Annotated in this window: 19 protein-coding genes, 1 pseudogene and 1 other annotated feature; of the genes and pseudogenes, 8 read left to right on the plus strand and 12 right to left on the minus strand. The window is 37.7% G+C overall.

Annotated features, from left to right (window positions below):
• Positions 1 to 62: 62 nt before the first annotated feature.
• On the minus strand, positions 63 to 338 hold the full coding sequence (locus tag OC529_RS04050) for a hypothetical protein (protein ID WP_023947981.1): 276 nt from the start codon (positions 336 to 338) through the stop codon (positions 63 to 65).
• A gap of 164 nt (positions 339 to 502) precedes the next feature.
• On the opposite strand from OC529_RS04050, the gene OC529_RS04055 reads away from it, so the two are divergent.
• The 4 genes from OC529_RS04055 to OC529_RS04070 all read left to right on the plus strand — a co-directional run bounded on the left by OC529_RS04055 (position 503) and on the right by OC529_RS04070 (position 4,263).
• A complete protein-coding gene (locus OC529_RS04055; protein WP_164226326.1) occupies positions 503 to 1,297 on the plus strand; it encodes a helix-turn-helix transcriptional regulator in 795 nt (264 codons plus the stop codon).
• Position 1,298: 1 nt separating this feature from the next.
• Complete coding sequence (locus OC529_RS04060) at positions 1,299 to 2,063, plus strand: type II toxin-antitoxin system PemK/MazF family toxin (RefSeq protein ID WP_262081538.1); 765 nt, start codon at positions 1,299 to 1,301, stop codon at positions 2,061 to 2,063.
• A gap of 225 nt (positions 2,064 to 2,288) precedes the next feature.
• Positions 2,289 to 2,885: a CD20-like domain-containing protein gene (locus OC529_RS04065; RefSeq protein WP_261062120.1), complete on the plus strand. Its 597-nt coding sequence runs from the start codon at positions 2,289 to 2,291 to the stop codon at positions 2,883 to 2,885.
• A 235-nt stretch (positions 2,886 to 3,120) separates the two neighbouring features.
• The gene (locus OC529_RS04070; protein WP_262081539.1) at positions 3,121 to 4,263 is read left to right on the plus strand and encodes a tyrosine-type recombinase/integrase; all 1,143 of its coding nucleotides are present in this window, start codon (positions 3,121 to 3,123) and stop codon (positions 4,261 to 4,263) included.
• A gap of 87 nt (positions 4,264 to 4,350) precedes the next feature.
• Here OC529_RS04070 and OC529_RS04075 read toward each other — a convergent pair whose 3' ends face one another.
• Together OC529_RS04075 and OC529_RS04080 are read right to left on the minus strand one after the other, a co-directional pair.
• Positions 4,351 to 4,626 carry an HU family DNA-binding protein gene (locus OC529_RS04075; RefSeq protein ID WP_001284639.1) on the minus strand — a complete coding sequence of 92 codons (276 nt, stop codon included), beginning with the start codon at positions 4,624 to 4,626 and terminating at the stop codon, positions 4,351 to 4,353.
• A gap of 106 nt (positions 4,627 to 4,732) precedes the next feature.
• Positions 4,733 to 5,572: a DegV family protein gene (locus OC529_RS04080; RefSeq protein WP_262081540.1), complete on the minus strand. Its 840-nt coding sequence runs from the start codon at positions 5,570 to 5,572 to the stop codon at positions 4,733 to 4,735.
• Positions 5,573 to 5,713: 141 nt separating this feature from the next.
• On the opposite strand from OC529_RS04080, the gene OC529_RS04085 reads away from it, so the two are divergent.
• On the plus strand, positions 5,714 to 6,562 hold the full coding sequence (locus OC529_RS04085; RefSeq protein WP_023942678.1) for a YitT family protein: 849 nt from the start codon (positions 5,714 to 5,716) through the stop codon (positions 6,560 to 6,562).
• Positions 6,563 to 6,649: 87 nt separating this feature from the next.
• Here the strand turns inward: OC529_RS04085 and OC529_RS04090 are convergent, their stop codons facing one another.
• Positions 6,650 to 7,567, minus strand: a complete 918-nt coding sequence (locus OC529_RS04090; protein WP_000587437.1) for a bifunctional riboflavin kinase/FAD synthetase — start codon at positions 7,565 to 7,567, stop codon at positions 6,650 to 6,652.
• A 307-nt stretch (positions 7,568 to 7,874) separates the two neighbouring features.
• Here OC529_RS04090 and OC529_RS04095 point away from each other — a divergent pair, with 307 nt between their 5' ends.
• Positions 7,875 to 8,033, plus strand: coding sequence for an SPJ_0845 family protein (locus tag OC529_RS04095; protein ID WP_173282886.1), 159 nt, complete (start codon positions 7,875 to 7,877; stop codon positions 8,031 to 8,033).
• Between the two features lie 29 nt (positions 8,034 to 8,062).
• A pseudogene (locus tag OC529_RS04100) lies at positions 8,063 to 8,196 on the plus strand (TIGR03943 family protein); the annotation flags it as partial.
• 209 nt (positions 8,197 to 8,405) lie between these two features.
• Here the strand turns inward: OC529_RS04100 and rpmA are convergent.
• The 4 genes from rpmA to OC529_RS04120 all read right to left on the minus strand — a co-directional run bounded on the left by rpmA (position 8,406) and on the right by OC529_RS04120 (position 10,277).
• Positions 8,406 to 8,699 carry a 50S ribosomal protein L27 gene (gene rpmA, locus OC529_RS04105; protein ID WP_000916509.1) on the minus strand — a complete coding sequence of 98 codons (294 nt, stop codon included), beginning with the start codon at positions 8,697 to 8,699 and terminating at the stop codon, positions 8,406 to 8,408.
• Between the two features lie 16 nt (positions 8,700 to 8,715).
• A complete protein-coding gene (locus OC529_RS04110; RefSeq protein ID WP_000613699.1) occupies positions 8,716 to 9,060 on the minus strand; it encodes a ribosomal-processing cysteine protease Prp in 345 nt (114 codons plus the stop codon).
• Between the two features lie 15 nt (positions 9,061 to 9,075).
• Positions 9,076 to 9,390, minus strand: coding sequence for a 50S ribosomal protein L21 (rplU, locus tag OC529_RS04115; RefSeq protein ID WP_000109141.1), 315 nt, complete (start codon positions 9,388 to 9,390; stop codon positions 9,076 to 9,078).
• A 36-nt stretch (positions 9,391 to 9,426) separates the two neighbouring features.
• Positions 9,427 to 9,514: a sequence feature (ribosomal protein L21 leader region), on the minus strand.
• A 58-nt stretch (positions 9,515 to 9,572) separates the two neighbouring features.
• Complete coding sequence (locus tag OC529_RS04120) at positions 9,573 to 10,277, minus strand: YoaK family protein (protein WP_262081541.1); 705 nt, start codon at positions 10,275 to 10,277, stop codon at positions 9,573 to 9,575.
• Between the two features lie 399 nt (positions 10,278 to 10,676).
• Between OC529_RS04120 and OC529_RS04125 the strand changes: the two genes are divergently transcribed.
• Positions 10,677 to 10,976, plus strand: a complete 300-nt coding sequence (locus OC529_RS04125; RefSeq protein WP_262081542.1) for a YbaB/EbfC family nucleoid-associated protein — start codon at positions 10,677 to 10,679, stop codon at positions 10,974 to 10,976.
• A gap of 448 nt (positions 10,977 to 11,424) precedes the next feature.
• Here the strand turns inward: OC529_RS04125 and pta are convergent, their stop codons facing one another.
• From pta to OC529_RS04145, 4 genes are read right to left on the minus strand one after another with little or no spacing between them, the layout of a single operon-like run.
• Positions 11,425 to 12,399, minus strand: a complete 975-nt coding sequence (pta, locus tag OC529_RS04130; RefSeq protein ID WP_262081543.1) for a phosphate acetyltransferase — start codon at positions 12,397 to 12,399, stop codon at positions 11,425 to 11,427.
• Positions 12,400 to 12,441: 42 nt separating this feature from the next.
• Positions 12,442 to 13,338, minus strand: coding sequence for an RluA family pseudouridine synthase (locus tag OC529_RS04135; protein WP_262081544.1), 897 nt, complete (start codon positions 13,336 to 13,338; stop codon positions 12,442 to 12,444).
• The gene (locus tag OC529_RS04140; RefSeq protein WP_262081545.1) at positions 13,335 to 14,153 is read right to left on the minus strand and encodes an NAD kinase; all 819 of its coding nucleotides are present in this window, start codon (positions 14,151 to 14,153) and stop codon (positions 13,335 to 13,337) included. The genes OC529_RS04135 and OC529_RS04140 overlap by 4 nt, the downstream gene beginning before the upstream one ends.
• Positions 14,137 to 14,808 (minus strand): GTP pyrophosphokinase family protein, encoded by a 672-nt coding sequence (locus OC529_RS04145; protein WP_000171681.1) that lies wholly within the window; start codon positions 14,806 to 14,808, stop codon positions 14,137 to 14,139. Before OC529_RS04145 ends, OC529_RS04140 begins: the two co-directional genes overlap by 17 nt.
• Between the last annotated feature and the right edge of the window lie 210 nt (positions 14,809 to 15,018).

A 15,018-nucleotide genomic window follows, 5' to 3' on the forward strand; every position in this document is an offset into this window, starting at 1 on the left:
TTGCCTTACCTCCTTTTTTATTTTGCTCTTAGAGCAATAGCTAGGAGAGGAATTGCACCTCTCTACGCTACCCTAGCTTGTTTAGCCTCTTCAACCTTTTCAAGAACTAAGATTGTAAGAGCCATTTCTTGAAAGTCTTTATCATCGAATCCGATGACATCGCCGTAAACTCTGATGGCTGTTAGTATTGTGTTGTACAATGCGTACATATCATCTGATGATAGTTTTTCACGATCTAGGATTTCTCCTAGTTTAAGTGAGCGTTCTCTGCGGTTCTTAACTTGTAAGATTTCTTTTGCTAGTGCGATTTGTTCTTGTGTTGTAAGTCCTTTATTCATTGTGTTTCCCTCCGCTTTGTTTTTGTTATTTCCTTAAGCTTGATTTAATTATATCGCATTAATGAGATATTGTCAATAATTTTTTTGATTTTTTTTAAAATAATTTTGATTTTCTTTAAAAATGTGATACAATCTCATTAAAAGAATATAGGAAGGGGATTACTATGGTAGGAAGAGGAACGCTTACTCCATTAGAGTTGAAACTGAGAACAGACATATCTGATAATTTGAACAAATTAAAACAAGAAAAAGGATATAATCAGCAAGATATTGTTAAGGGTTCAGGTATATCTCAAAGCACACTAAGCCAATATTTTGCAGGAAAAAGATTACCTTCCAAAAAGAATGCAGAAATACTTGCTGATTTCTTTGAAGTTCCTATTGAAGTTATTGACCCAAGGTTATCAAATTCTCCTGCACCCACCACTTCCCCAATCCAATCCATCTACGACCAACTAGAACCGCCTAGACAAGGCAAAGTCCTAACCTATGCTGAGAGGCAACTGAACGAGCAGAAAAACGAAGAAGAAACGAAGATAAACGAAGTATCGGAGGTTATCAGTTTGTACAAAGTTGAGGTAGTATCTGAGACGGCAGCAGCTTGTGGATTCAACTATGGATTCGGATACGACGATACAGACAGAGAGACTATAGAGGTTGACGAGCGACCACCACGCTACGATATTGCGACTAAAGTTAGCGGAGACTCCATGCAACCTGACTACCAAGACGGAGACATTCTCTATTTAGTAGACAAAGGACTGACTACCTATAGTGGAGACCTAGCAGTTATCGCATACGGAGACCGTTCTTACTTTAAGAAGATATATACCGAAAACGGACGCTTACGCCTCGTATCGCTCAATGACAAGTACGAGGACATCATCCTAGACTTCCCACCAGCCGAAGACACACACATCAAGATCTATGCAGTTGTCGGGGTGTATAGAGGGGAATAAAATGAACAAAGAAAATCCATATTTTGAACAAACCAAACAAAACTACATAGAAGTTGAAAAACTCTATAAACTTGGTAAAGCAAAACATACATCTTCTAAATACAGATTTCTTGCACCAGCAGTTAAAAGACAATCTGAACAATTCTTATTTGAAGCTAAGACTCAAAAAAGAAAATATTGGAAATTCAGTCGTGGCTCTCTGATATTCGTAGAGTTCGGTGTAAATATAGGCGGAGAATTATCAAATAATCATTGGGCTATTGTCTTAGACAAAGTAGATAGTCCCTATAAAAAAACACTTACAGTAATTCCTCTAACATCTAAAAATCAAATAGATACTGTACTCATAGACGAAGTCATTGCGGAATATCCTTCTATTTTGCTTGATGAATATATTGAAAAATTACACAAAGAATTATTTGCCTACCTAAAATATTTAGATTCCAATAATGCAATTACTGAAGCTGCCTTATCGGATGTCTACCAAGCTTATACAGAACAATTTTCAAACGAAATAATTCAACCTAAGATAATAGACGATGATAACCTTAAACAGACACAATCAGAAATAACTGACATTATTGAATTAACTCAATACTACAAAAAATACATTAAGCGTTCTTATGCCAAGTGTAATAACCTTCAAACAATCAGCAAAGATAGAATTTTAAAGAAAAATAGATTAGATCCAATCGGAAAAATGAAAGTATCTGATAACACATTGGACAAAATTAACGAAAAGTTAAAAGAATTATACCTTTTCTAATCTCTTGACATTTTTTAATAATTATATTACAATACAGCTATTAGGAGTTTAGCTCCATAAAGTTTACATTTGGATTTTAGATCCATAACGTGATGGTAGCCGTATTTGATACGGCTACTTTTCTTTTTATCTAGAAACTGTTTCCATTTTGGAAATAGTTGCGAAAAATGGAAATAAAAAATGTGCAATAACTGATCCACATTAAAAGCTGGGAGAGGTTTCATTATGAATGAAGAACGCAAAGTTTTAGGTATTTTGGCTATTATTTTCGGAGCAATCGCTCTATTTGGGTCTTGGATGCCTATTATTAATAATCTATCTTTTGTTATTGCTATCTTAGCGCTTATATTGGGCTTGATAGGTCTAGCTATTAACAGAAAAAGACCAAAAATGTTGGCTATCATTGGTACAGTTTTAGCAGTTGTGTCAATGGTTATTGTTATCGCTACTCAATTGATGTATGCTCGTGCTTTGAACGACGCTGCTAAAAATGTTGAAGAAACTGTCAGCTCAGTAAGTTCTTCTATCGAATCATCACAAAAAGAAGAGGATGCTAAATTTAACTGGACAAAAGAACAGTTTGACGCTCTTCAGATGGGCGACATCATGAATTATGGAGCTGGCGGAACTAACTACGACGATATTGTTAGCGTTCATGGAGAGCCAAACAATATAAACACTACTACTGTCAATGACCATGAAAGCAGAACGGTTTCATATTCTTCAGCAGGAACAAAACTCCGAAGCGTTACTTTGACATTTAGCAAACAAGAAGATGGTGCTTACTTATTAACTGCCAAAGTTGGCATCGGCTTGGAATAAGTTTGAGTCTATGATATAATTAAGTTACTTAGAGGCAAGCCCTCATAATTTTAGACTTTGCACCTTAGCGTGCCAGGGGAAGTAACTTAACCGTTGCTTCCCTTTTTAAAAACTAAAAAAGCCCCACGCTCTCAAAACTTTGGCGAGTCTGAGCGTGAGGAAATCATGTATAGTAAAAGGCATTAAAAAGCCTGTTTTACTATACCTATTTTATCAAGAAATGAGGTGAAAATCAATGTGGATGGAACAACATAAAAGCGGAAAAGTAAATTTTATTGAGAGGTACAAAAATCCATACACTGAAAAATGGTCCAGAGTATCGATTCTCATGGAAAAAGATACTCCTCGTATTCGAAAAGAAGCTCAGAAACAACTTGAAATAAAGATAGCAAATATTCTGAGTGAACTAGAAAGCTCAGAAATGCTTTTTACGGAACTTTTCGACCAGTGGTGGTCATTCTACAAACAAGAGATTAAACGTTCTTCTATCGCTTCATTAAGCGGAAATATCAAAGAGATAAAAGATGACTTCGGAATTGGTATCAAAGTTTCTAAAATTGATCCAAAATATGTTCAATCATATCTAGATAAACTCGATTGCTCAAGGAATAAAAAAGAGCGAAATAAGTCCATGCTAAATCTTGCTTTTGATTATGCAATAGACCTTGGCATTATTAAGGATAATCCAGCTAGGAGAGCTAAGCTTCCAAGAGTTCAAAAGACATTAGAAGATTGGAAAAAGGTAGGACAGAAATATCTTGAAGAAGATGAAATCAAACTACTGCTGAAAGAGTTGTATCGTAGGCCAAGCACCTATCGAATCGGACTACTCTCTGAATTCATGAGCCTAAATGGCTGTCGTATTGGGGAAGCTGTGGGGATAGAGCCTCATAATGTTGATTATGAATCTAACACCCTGCAGCTTCACGGAACCTACGACCACACAAATGGATATCAGAAAGGTGAAAAGACTTCACCGAAAACCCTGGCATCCTATCGCGAAACCGTCATGACCACCCGTGAAAAAGAGATATTAGAAGAGATGGAGTTCATGAATGAACTGGAGAAGAATATCAATCCTCGTTATAAAGACATGGGCTTCATCTTCACCACAAAGAATGGAGTTCCTTTGCAAACAAACTCTTTTAATCTAGCTCTAAAGAAAGCTAATGAAAGACTTGAAACACCAATCCAGAAAAACCTTACTAGCCACATATTCCGTCACACGCTGGTAAGTCGACTTGCTGAAAACAATGTACCTCTTAAAGCTATTATGGATCGTGTGGGGCACTCCGATGCAAAAACAACCACTCAAATATATACTCACATCACAAAACAAATGAAATCAACGGTAGCAGATGTCATGGAAAAGTATTAGTCTATGCCCCAAAAATGCCCCAAAACCAAAAGAAAAGCCTGTCATACAAGCTCAAATGCTTGATATGATAGGCTTTTTAAAGGCTGATTATTTAACAGCGTCTTTAAGAGCTTTACCAGCTTTGAATGCTGGAACTTTAGAAGCTGCAATTGTCATTTCTTTACCAGTTTGTGGGTTGCGACCTTTACGTTCTGCACGCTCACGAACTTCAAAGTTACCAAAACCGATCAATTGAACTTTTTCACCAGCTGCAAGATAGTCAGCTACCGCCGCAAATACAGCTTCAACTGCTGCTGCTGAGTCTTTCTTAGTCAATTCTGTAGCTTCTGCTACTTTAGCGATCAAATCTTGTTTGTTTGCCATGTTAACGATTCCTCCAAATAATTTCTAATTAACAAATATAATCATATCCTAAAATCCCTTTTAGGTCAAGTTAAAAACGCTATTTCTTCCCATTTTCTTTATTTTTTTAGGAGTAGTAACGTACCAAAATAGCCCAAGCGTTCTCACCCGTGTGAGTTTGAATAATGGAACCCGTTTCCAAAACAGAAATTGGCTTTTCAACATAAGCTTGTAAGCTTTCTTTCATCTCTTTTGCCCAATCATCACTACCAGAATATGAAATTCCAATCTCTGCTACAGAACGTTCAGAAAGCGATGTTATCAACTCATCTAACCATTTTTTAAAAGTTTTAGCTCCACGACCTTTAACCATTGGCTGCAATTCATGGTCTTTCATTTGCATGACAACACGGATATTTAGAAGGGAGCTCAACAATCCAGTTACACGGCCAATTCGTCCACCTTTGACAAGATTTTCCAAAGTTGAAACGCCAATATAGAGTTCTGTGTGGTTTTTAACCTCTTCTACATGAGCTAAAATCGTCTCCATATCTTTACCTTCTTGTGCTAACTTCGCAGCTTCAACAACTTGGAATTTCAAGGCTTGGTCAGTGAAGGAACTATCAATAACTGTCACATCGGCAGTAGATAAACTAGCACCCTGGCGAGCTGCTTCTACAGTCCCTGAAAGGGCATGGGACATATGAATAGCAAGAATCTGGCTACCATCCTTACATAGGTCTTCAAAAACTTCAGCGAAGACACCTACAGGCGGTTGACTTGTCTTAGGAAGATTCTTACTTGCTTGCATCAACTGAAGAAATTTACCTTCTTCTTTCAAATCAGCATCAGAATAAACAACATTATCAATCATTACAGATAATGGAACAATTGTAATATCTAATTGTTTTACGAGTTCAGGTTCAATAGTAACAGATGAATCGGTTACAATCTTAATTTTTGTCATAGTATCAATCTTTCTATTTTAGGATTCAGATTGGTTTTCTTACTTCTAATTATATCAAAAAAAGATTAAAAATCCTAATGGAGTCAATCAAATTTTCCGTAAAAATTTGATATAATCAACTTATAAGAAAAGAGGTTTCCTATGATTAAAAAAATTTACCCCATTTTTACCATTTTACTAGGTGCTGCTATTTATGCTTTTGGGCTGACTTATTTTGTAGTTCCTCATCATCTCTTTGAAGGAGGGGCGACAGGTATTACCCTTATCACCTTTTATCTTTTTAAAATCCCTGTTTCCCTCATGAACCTGCTGATTAACATTCCCCTTTTCATCCTAGCTTGGAAAATATTTGGAGCAAAATCCCTCTACTCTAGTTTACTAGGAACCTTAGCCTTATCCGCCTGGTTAGCCTTTTTTGAGCGTATTCCCCTTCATATTGATCTTCAAGGTGATTTACTAATCACAGCCCTTATAGCAGGAATCCTATTGGGAATTGGCCTTGGAATTATTTTTAATGCTGGAGGTACAACTGGCGGAACTGATATTCTAGCTCGTATTCTCAATAAATACACTCATATATCTATGGGGAAACTACTTTTTATCTTAGATTTTTGTATTCTCATGCTCATTCTCCTTATCTTCAAGGACTTGAGATTGGTTTCCTACACGCTCTTATTTGATTTTATCGTTTCTCGTGTCATTGATTTGATTGGAGAAGGTGGCTATGCAGGTAAAGGCTTTATGATTATCACAAAACGTCCTGACCAACTTGCTAAGGCGATCAATGATGACCTAGGAAGAGGTGTTACTTTCATCTCAGGTCAAGGCTACTATAGTCAAAAAGATTTGAAAATCATTTACTGTATTGTCGGTAGAAATGAGATTGTGAAAATGAAGGAAATGATTCATCGAATTGATCCTCAAGCCTTTATAACTATTACAGAAGCTCACGAAATCCTTGGAGAAGGATTTACCTTTGAAAAAGAATAAAAAGAGGTAATGTCGTGACCTCAAAAGTTAGACTAAATCATCTATCTTTTGGGTTACAAACAACCTCTTTTTTATTTACTTATGCTCTTAAGACCAATTCCGAGCGACTTCTTCATCAGCCTTTAACTGATCCACTAATTGGTCAACAGAATCAAATTTTGTCATATCTCGAATGCGATCAAGCCAATAAACCATGACGGTTTCCCCATAAATATCTTGATTAAAATCAAAAATATTGACTTCAAAACGTGCTTCTTCTCCATCAAAGGTCACATTTTTCCCGACACTAGCCATAGCACGATACTTCTGTCTTTGAATCTCAACATCAACGACATAAACGCCATCTGCTGGCATATAAGTACGGTCTAAAAGCACCAAATTAGCTGTTGGATAACCAATCGTACGACCACGAGCATTGCCATGAACCACCATACCTCTTGATGGAAGCGGTGCCCCCAAAAGTTCTCCTGCTTCTTTCACATTTCCATCTAAAATAGCTTGACGGATACGAGTTGAACTAATCTTTCCTTTCTCATCTTCTACAGGTGGAACAATGATAACTTCTCCATCAAAGTAATCCTTTAAATCTTCTGCTGTTTTTTTGTCAGAACCAAATGTATAATCAAAACCTGCAACAATAATTTTGGCATTCATAGCCTTGATATAAGTTGCAAAAAATTCTTCTGCCGTAAGACTAGCAAATTGACTACTAAAATCAAGGAGATATAATTCTTCTACACCTTCGCGCTTTAATTTTCTTTCACGTTCAGCAGGGTTCAAAATATGCAAAAACAGATCCGGATGATAAGGCTCTAAAGCGATCTTTGGAGATTCATTAAAGGTCATAACGACGATAGGTAATAAATCTTTTCTCGCAGCCTTATTGGCAACACGAAATAATTCTTGATGCCCCTTGTGTATACCATCAAAATAGCCAAGGACTACGACTGAATCAGATGGTGTGCCAATATCTTTTTGGTTTTTTATAGGAATAGTAATAATCATAAACTAATTATATCATAGCGATAGCTATTTCTGGAACAGAAAATCTGAAATGTCATTTTTTTAACCTGAAGTGTAGCTGTTTTCAAAAAGCACTTCATTCTATCGTTGCTCAACTATGAACTTTGCAATATTCTTCTCAAAAACTTGTAGGACATCTTCAAAAGTTTGAAAGGAGTGATTAGACTTGTTCAATAACCATAAAGTGTCATACTATGCTTATGTATGAAAAAGCAATGCAACTAACTCCTGAGAACTTTAAATTACTAGTTGGTGCTGAAAAGGTAGAATTTAGAATCGAGGTACACCTATGGCTGTAAAATTTACAAAACAAGACAACTTGGGCAAGATGTTTGAAGAGTTTCCTAAACTCCCTGATTTGAAGCAAGTCACTTTCCCTGATGACAAAGAAAAAAGCCAAAGCAGTAAAGAAAAACTAGATGACTGCTTTCCAACAACTCTCATCTAGTATGCTTCAGGCTGGCGCTATTTTTCTCTCCATCTGTTAGCTTGGATTCTCAGACAGTTTCAGCTAAAGAATATCTTTTCCCTTATCAGAAGGAACGGCTCAAGCCATTCAGACAAGTGAAGGGACGACAAGCCAATATTTGAAACCAGATAACAGTTCTTATAGAGAATCTGAAGAAATCGATTAGGAAACTCAAATCAATTTTTAGCAGTGTTCTATTCCAGATTCAATCCACTATACATATTAAAAAGTATGGGTACCAAAACAAAAAAATAGGCTCTCCGAAAACTCGGAAAGCCTTATTTAATGCTATTTCTAGCTTCCTCGCCTTTACATTTCAAGGCTCAGGATAAAAAGGTTCACTGAACCTTTTTATTTAGCGATTGGATAAACAGAAACTTGTTTTTTATCGCGTCCTTTACGTTCAAAGCGTACTACGCCTTCAACTTTAGCGAACAAAGTATCGTCTCCACCACGACCAACGTTTACACCTGGATAGATGTGTGTACCACGTTGACGGTAAAGGATTGATCCACCTGTTACAGTTTGTCCGTCAGCTGCTTTAGCTCCAAGACGTTTCGCTTGTGAATCACGTCCGTTTGATGTAGAACCTCCACCTTTTTTGTGGGCGAAAAGTTGCAAGTTGTTAAGAGTCATTTTTAACATAATGTTTTCCTCCGTGTTAGTTTTCTGTGATAACTCTGGTTTGGACGAACTCAGAAGAGTTCTCCGATAAGTTTGCCATACCTAAGAAAAATGATTCAAAGAATAACTGGGTCATTTCTCTTTGGTGTGAAGGCAGGTCTTTTGGAATTTCAACCATCAGATAGCCACCTTCATCTTCGTTTAATTCTAGGATTGGTTCATAGCCTGCAAATTTCTCAATAGAATTGATAAAGTTAATGGCAAGCGTAGAAACCGATGCACACACGACATCTAAGCCGTATTCGCCACTCTCGGCGTGTCCAGTAATTTCCGCACTCCTCAGCTCGCCATCTTCGGCTCTCTCAAAGACTGCCTGTATCATGTGTTCTCCTTAAAATTAAGCGTTTATTGCGTTGATGACAACTTTAGTATATGGTTGACGGTGACCTTGTTTACGGTGGCTACCTTTTTTAGGTTTGTACTTATAAGTAACCACTTTCTTTTGTTTTCCTTGTTTTTCAACAGTTCCAACTACAGTAGCTCCAGCAACAAGTGGAGTTCCGACAACAGTGTTTTCACCACCAACAAGAACAACTTCGTTAAAAGTAACTTCTTGACCAGCTTCAACGTTCAATTTTTCAACGTAAACTGCTTGACCAACTTCAACTTTAACTTGTTTTCCGCCAGTTTTGATAATTGCGTATGTGCTCATTATGCACCTCCTATGATTTTTATGGGTTTCCCCGATTTTTTTGTGAAGACTCGCCTAGCATCGTGGGACGAACCACTTAAACTTGAATAATCAAGCAACGATGTTCGTGCGGTTGCACAGGATCGTGCATAGTCAACTCTTCAAGTATAGCATATCTCCTATTTTCTTACAAGTAATAACACCTAAAATAAAACTTTTTCTTTGACTTTTTTCCGCCACGAGGCAAAAAGCATACTGAGGTAAAAAATACTCATCATAATAGGAACACCAAGAATAGTCTTTTCATGATAGAAAATCGTCAAATAGGCTGAAAAGACAACGCCAAGGACAAAACTACTAAGCAGACTAACAAATATGAACCCTTCACGCAAAAAAGGAGTGTGCTTGGTCCGGAAATAATCTCCAAAAGCCAGCATGGTCCGTTTGATATTCCCTGTCATAAAGGCATTATTGTAAGCAATACCCGACACTTCTCCAAAAGCAGTTGTCACCAGTCCCATACAGAATGCCAAGGGAGGTACTAGATAGATATTATCCACAGTCTGAGGCACAAAACCAATAACTATTGATAAGATTGCCAAAGGAATCAGTGACAGAATTGGCTTTTTCACAATTCTCAATTTTTCCTTATAAATGGTTAGTAAAAAAACTCCCAGCATAAACGCTATTAAGGTTAAAAGCTTATCCCTAACATCCGAAACATTATTCTGTATTAGCTCTACCGAAAGAAAGACAACATTCCCAGTTTGTCCAGCTACAAGAGTGTTCCCTCGCACAATAAAAGTGTAAGCATCCACATATCCAGCACAAAACGTCAAAAAAAGTGCTAATCTTTTAGACTGACGTGATATTTTTCTTATAGGTAATAACCTCATTTTACCTCCCATTGTATTTTCTATTAGAAATATTGTACCATTTTCTTTCTAAAAAATCGTAGACTACCATTTAGATTTTACTATTAGCATAAAAATAATAAACAACTATTTTTCCAAAAATAGATAGAGGTAACATATTGGTAAACAAAGCATACGAACCTTTAGTAAAATCATTTCCATGAAACTAGAATAGAGCCCCTCTTAGCAAAAATCATTATTTTAATTTATTTCTAATCACTCCTTGACATAAATAACTCTCACCAATAAAAGACTATGTCTTAAAAAAATGGTATAATAAAATCAATACTTGGGCTTGATGGCTATGCTACTAATAACAATTAGGAGAGAAAATCAGGCACTTGTTAACAACAAGGATTATCCCCTTGAGATGAAAGGAACTTTAGAAATCTTATGATGAACATGCAAAACATGATGCGCCAAGCACAAAAACTTCAAAAACAAATGGAACAAAGACAGGCCGAACTTGCTGCCATGCAATTTGTTGGCAAATCTGCTCAAGACCTTGTCCAAGCGACCTTAACTGGAGATAAGAAAGTTATCAGCATTGACTTTAATCCAGCTGTCGTTGACCCAGAGGACCTTGAAACTCTTTCTGATATGACCGTTCAAGCCATCAACTCTGCTCTTGAACAAATCGATGAAACTACCAAGAAAAAACTAGGTGCTTTCGCTGGGAAATTGCCATTCTAAAAACAAGGAGCTAGAACAATACTTGTCGATAACAAAGGCTAAGAAAGGTGCAAAAATTATAAAAAACGCATAATAGCAGGTGTCAAAACACTCAATATTATGCGTTTTCTCATGAAAAAATTCTCTTTTCATACTCATTTAATACTCTTCAAAAATCAAATTCAAACCATATCAGCGTCGGCTTGTCGTACTCAAGTACTGCCTGCGCCTATCTTTGCTAGTTTGCTCTTTGATTTTTATTGAGTATAAAATCCAAAAGGGAATTTATCGTTTTACGGACATGTATATTACAGATTTCTATAGGTCGTATATAGACAGGATATCATCGCTTGGAAGTTGTCCTTTTTGACACCAATCAGTAATTTAGTTCTCAGGAGTTAATTGTAGTGCTTTTCGTACATAGTTTCATAACTACAGTATAGCATAGTATATCGCTTTATAGTTTTCACTATTGATGAACAGCTTGAGCTGCTGTGATAAGGGTTAAATTGTAAACATCTTCTGCACTACATCCACGTGAAAGGTCATTAACTGGCTTATTCAAACCTTGTAAAACAGGTCCTACAGCAGAGAAACCACCGAGACGTTCTGCAATCTTGTAACCGATATTTCCAGCTTCGATACTTGGGAAGATGAATACAGTTGCTTGTCCAGCCACTTTACTTCCTGGAGCTTTTAAAGCTGCTGTTTCAGGGTGGAAGGCAGCGTCAAATTGCAATTCCCCATCTATTTCAAGGTCTGGGCGTAGTTCGTGCGCACGTTGTGTAGCTACTACTACCTTATCAACGTTCTCACCAAAACCAGAACCTTTACTTGAATAGCTCAACATAGCAATTTTTGGTTCTATACCAAACATTTTCGCAGTGATTGCTGAGTTAATTGCAATTTCAGCCAAGGCATCTGCATCAGGATTGATATTGATAGCACAGTCACCAAATAGATAACGTTCTGAACCACGAGTCATTAGGAAGGCACCTGAAGTACGAGTAACATTAGGACGAGTTTTAATGATTTGAAGGACTGGACGAACTGTTGCAGCAGTTGAGTGAAGTGCACCTGAAACCATACCGTCAACCAAGCCCATATATACTAGCATCACACCAAAGTAGTTAACGTCTTCACGTAAGAGTCTAGCAGCTTCTTCTTCTGATATCTTACCGTTTCGACGTTCAACGAGCGCAGCAACCATTTCGTCAAACTTAGCGTAGTGGTCAGGGTCGATGACTTCATAACCCTCGTGAATCCCTTCAATTTCAAGGTAAATTTTAATTTTTTCTGGTTTACCAAGCAAGACTGGAATAACATCTGTTTCTTTTACCAAGCGTTTCGTAGCTTGAAGAATACGAGGTTCTTTTCCTTCAGGTAGAACGATGCGAACATTTTTACCAACTAGGTTGGCTCTTAGACTTTCAAAAACTTCCATGAGTTTTCTCCTTTAAAATAATAAATTATACTCTAATATGTTTTATTGAGTATTAGTTGATAACTGTTTAATAAGGTTACTGAAATCATCCGGCAAGGGACTTTCTAACTGCAAATCTTGCTCTAAAAATGGATGATAAAAAGATAGGTAATGGCAATGCAGAGCCTGACGTTGGATGCCGTCGTCCAGACTACCACCATACAAATCATCTCCCAGCAAAGGAAAACCAATATGAGAAAAATGGACTCGGATTTGGTGGGTTCGACCAGTATGCAGGTGAATATCAACTAAATGAATATTTCCATAAGAAGCTACAATCTTGTAGGAAGTATGGGCATACTTTCCTCCTTTTGCCACTCGTCTGGTGATAATAGAGTCTTCATCACGCGCAATCGGAGCAATAATTTCCCCCTCTGGCTCCAAGTATCCATCACCTTTAACCAAAGCAAAGTAGCGTTTTTCAATGGACTTTTTCTGCAACTGCTTGTCCAATCGTGCATGGGCATAGCCGTGCTTGGCAAAGAGCATCAAGCCAGAAGTATCCCTATCAAGCCTGGTCACAATGTGAACTTGCTGATTTTCGTAATTTTGCTTGACGTAGTAACCCTTGATAAAATTGGCAATGGTATTGGAGTGATTGACACTAGGAATAGAAGCCACTCCATAGGGTTTATTCAAGAGCAGAAAATGGTCATCCTCATAGAGAATATCCAGTGGGCGCTCGATAGCTTCCAGAGTTTCAAAGCCTTCCTCAGCGGGAATATCGATAGTAACGCGGTCCCCAAGATCCAATAGATAGGTTGCATTTTGTGGTTGGTCATTGACCAGAATAGCCCCACCTCGAAACTTAATCTTGGCCAGAAGCCCCTTAGAAACCTCGTGCTTTTTTAAGAAGGTCTTAACCTTGACATGCTCATCTGCGATAAATTCAAACCTCATTCGTCCACCTCGCCGATAAAGGCATCCTTAACGCGGTTCCAGAAACTGGTATGGCTAGGAGTCGCGACAAAGTGAATCTTATGATGATCAATTTGATACTCGATTCGCTCGATACTACGAAAAGAATAGACACTATTGTCAACCGAAATAGTATGATAATCGTTTCTCGTTGGAATGAGTTCAATCTTATCCTTCTTAGGCACAATAATGGACGACCCCAGCGTTCGATAGACGCGATTGTTAAGGCTGGCAATTTCCGTCAACTGAAGAGCTTCAATGGTAGGATGTAACACTGCACCGCCAAGAGACTTGTTATAAGCCGTACTACCAGTCGGCGTTGAAACTGTTAGCCCGTCTCCACGAAAACGTTCAAAGGGAATACCATTGATGACAATATCTGCCACCATGGTTCGATCAGACCTGCGGATGCTGGCTTCATTGAGGGCACGAAAAATCTTGACCTCTCCATTTCCAAGAAAAACCTTCACATTTAGAACAGGGTAAGAAACCCTTGCTCCGGTATCTAGCTGCAAATTGGTCATTAACTTATCCAACTCAAAATCACGATAATCGGTATAAAAGCCCAGATGTCCTGTATGAAGACCGATAAAGCGTACCTTATCAAGTTGGTCTTCGTACTTATGAAAGGCCGACAAGAGCATGCCATCTCCACCAATGGAAATGACAATGTCCGGACTGCTATCATTGAGTATAAACTGATTTCTCTTCAAACGATCTCGCAATTCATACAAAACCCTTTGACTCTGCGGTTTTCTATTGGCTATCAGATCAATTCGTTTACCTGTATTCTTCATCTGTATCGTCACTGTTTCCTACACCGTCATTTAATTTTCTACTCAAGGGATCAAAAAGAGCCTGGGCTTCCTGGATATCATCACGAATTTCACCCATTTCTTCATCCAACTGATGGGCGATTCTAGCTGTAATTTCCAGTCGCTTCTTAATCTCATCTGGGAAATCCCCTTGGTACTTGTAGTTGAGAGAATGTTCTATCGTTGCCCAGAAATTCATGGCCAAGGTACGAATTTGAATTTCTGCCAAAATGGTCTTGGCTCCATTGATGGTATCAACCGTATATTCTACTACCACATGATAGGAACGGTAGCCTGAAGCCTTTCGATGAGTAATGTAATCTCGCTCCTGTATGATTCGCATATCCTGACGCTTATGCAAAATCTCCACTACTTCCTTGACGTCATCTACAAACTGAACCATCACACGTAAGCCAGCAATATCCTGCAAATCGTGCTCTAAGGTCGCATAAGTAATGCCACGACGAGCCATTTTTTCTTTGATGCTCTCAATTGGCTTGACCCGACCCGTCACAAACTCAATCGGAGAATGCTTATTTTGCTTACGATATTGCTTGCGAATACCACGAAGTTTAATCTTTAACTCACCAACAGCTTGAATGTAAGGATCTAGAAATTCTTCCCATTCTAAGGTCATATATTCTCCCTTGTTCTCATATTATCCGTCAAAAATATCTTTGATTTTTTCTCCAGATTCATATACAATAAATACAATGCTTATTATACCATAAGTGAAAAACGTTTACAAATAGTTATCATCACTTGTAAATAGTTGAGTTTTTACTTATTTTTCCTTAAAATCATTTACACTAATTTCCATCGTTTTTTAAAATCGTATTCATCTTCG

Origin of the sequence: Streptococcus sp. Marseille-Q5855 (assembly GCF_946901985.1) — a bacterium.
In the GTDB taxonomy this organism is placed as follows: domain Bacteria; phylum Bacillota; class Bacilli; order Lactobacillales; family Streptococcaceae; genus Streptococcus.

Excerpts from the sequence above, each read along its gene's own strand:
- OC529_RS04050 (WP_023947981.1), bottom strand. The coding sequence starts at position 338 with ATGAATAAAGGACTTACAACACAAGAACAAATCGCACTAGCAAAAGAA.
- OC529_RS04055 (WP_164226326.1), top strand. The coding sequence starts at position 503 with ATGGTAGGAAGAGGAACGCTTACTCCATTAGAGTTGAAACTGAGAACA.
- OC529_RS04060 (WP_262081538.1), top strand. The coding sequence starts at position 1,299 with ATGAACAAAGAAAATCCATATTTTGAACAAACCAAACAAAACTACATA.
- OC529_RS04065 (WP_261062120.1), top strand. The coding sequence starts at position 2,289 with ATGAATGAAGAACGCAAAGTTTTAGGTATTTTGGCTATTATTTTCGGA.
- OC529_RS04070 (WP_262081539.1), top strand. The coding sequence starts at position 3,121 with ATGTGGATGGAACAACATAAAAGCGGAAAAGTAAATTTTATTGAGAGG.
- OC529_RS04075 (WP_001284639.1), bottom strand. The coding sequence starts at position 4,626 with ATGGCAAACAAACAAGATTTGATCGCTAAAGTAGCAGAAGCTACAGAA.
- OC529_RS04080 (WP_262081540.1), bottom strand. The coding sequence starts at position 5,572 with ATGACAAAAATTAAGATTGTAACCGATTCATCTGTTACTATTGAACCT.
- OC529_RS04085 (WP_023942678.1), top strand. The coding sequence starts at position 5,714 with ATGATTAAAAAAATTTACCCCATTTTTACCATTTTACTAGGTGCTGCT.
- OC529_RS04090 (WP_000587437.1), bottom strand. The coding sequence starts at position 7,567 with ATGATTATTACTATTCCTATAAAAAACCAAAAAGATATTGGCACACCA.
- OC529_RS04095 (WP_173282886.1), top strand. The coding sequence starts at position 7,875 with ATGGCTGTAAAATTTACAAAACAAGACAACTTGGGCAAGATGTTTGAA.
- rpmA (WP_000916509.1), bottom strand. The coding sequence starts at position 8,699 with ATGTTAAAAATGACTCTTAACAACTTGCAACTTTTCGCCCACAAAAAA.
- OC529_RS04110 (WP_000613699.1), bottom strand. The coding sequence starts at position 9,060 with ATGATACAGGCAGTCTTTGAGAGAGCCGAAGATGGCGAGCTGAGGAGT.
- rplU (WP_000109141.1), bottom strand. The coding sequence starts at position 9,390 with ATGAGCACATACGCAATTATCAAAACTGGCGGAAAACAAGTTAAAGTT.
- OC529_RS04120 (WP_262081541.1), bottom strand. The coding sequence starts at position 10,277 with ATGGGAGGTAAAATGAGGTTATTACCTATAAGAAAAATATCACGTCAG.
- OC529_RS04125 (WP_262081542.1), top strand. The coding sequence starts at position 10,677 with ATGATGAACATGCAAAACATGATGCGCCAAGCACAAAAACTTCAAAAA.
- pta (WP_262081543.1), bottom strand. The coding sequence starts at position 12,399 with ATGGAAGTTTTTGAAAGTCTAAGAGCCAACCTAGTTGGTAAAAATGTT.
- OC529_RS04135 (WP_262081544.1), bottom strand. The coding sequence starts at position 13,338 with ATGAGGTTTGAATTTATCGCAGATGAGCATGTCAAGGTTAAGACCTTC.
- OC529_RS04140 (WP_262081545.1), bottom strand. The coding sequence starts at position 14,153 with ATGAAGAATACAGGTAAACGAATTGATCTGATAGCCAATAGAAAACCG.
- OC529_RS04145 (WP_000171681.1), bottom strand. The coding sequence starts at position 14,808 with ATGACCTTAGAATGGGAAGAATTTCTAGATCCTTACATTCAAGCTGTT.